This is a genomic window from Oleiphilus sp. HI0043 (assembly GCF_001634935.1).
This window is the reverse complement of the sequence record NZ_LWEY01000394.1, coordinates 1-871: the sequence shown is the minus strand read 5'-3', so window position 1 is coordinate 871 and position 871 is coordinate 1. Positions and strand designations below refer to the sequence as shown.

The following is an 871-nucleotide window of genomic DNA, read 5'->3' as shown; positions in this document are numbered from 1 at the left end:
TGCCGGTCGTTGATCGTAATGGTATCGAAATTTTAGCGAACGATGAGTTGGTTCGGGCGGATGCATCCATGGAGACCTTGGGTAAGTTAAAAGCTTCGTTCCAGATGATGGGCGAGATGGGCTTTGACGGTGTTGCTCGTCAGCGTTATCCGCAAGTTGAGTCAATCAATCACATCCATTCACCTGGTAACTCCTCGGGTATTGTTGATGGTGCTGCAGCTGTCTTAATTGGTAGTGAGGCTGCTGGTAAAAAATTCGGTATGGAACCACGGGCTCGTATTGTTTCTACAGCTGTTGTTGGAACTGACCCGACGATTATGCTCACAGGTCCTGCGCCCGCTGCACGAAAAGCACTTAAAGTAGCTGGCATGGACGTTAAGGACATCGACTTGTTCGAGGTGAACGAAGCATTCGCCTCTGTGGTCATGCGCTTTATGGACGAACTAGAAGTGAGTGAAGAAAAAGTAAATGTTAATGGCGGTTCAATCGCGATGGGTCACCCTTTAGGCGCAACAGGCGCAATCATTTTGGGTACGTTACTAGATGAGCTCGAAGCGCGTGACTTAAAGACTGGTCTAGCGACCTTGTGTGTCGGCGGTGGCATGGGTATCGCAACGATTATCGAAAGAGTTTAAGAGGAGAACGGCCGTGAGTATAAATAACAACACGAGTTCAGTGATTGTAGAAAAAGATCAAGATAATATCGTTCACTTAATTCTTGATAAGCCCAATTCCGGTGCCAACTTAATGGACCAGGAATTTACAGACTCCTTATGCGCAGCAGTCGAACAACTTCGTGATGAAGACTTCGCAGGTGTGCTATTCCGTTCAAATAAGTCGACTTTCTTTGCCGGTGGCAACCTTGATGACC

At 47.3% G+C, this 871-nt stretch carries 2 pseudogenes; both read left to right on the top strand.

The features are described from left to right. Nucleotides 1–635 (top strand): annotated as a pseudogene (locus A3729_RS05245) (acetyl-CoA C-acyltransferase); the annotation flags it as partial. A 13-nt stretch (nucleotides 636–648) separates the two neighbouring features. After that, nucleotides 649–871, top strand: a pseudogene (locus A3729_RS05240) (3-hydroxyacyl-CoA dehydrogenase); the annotation flags it as partial.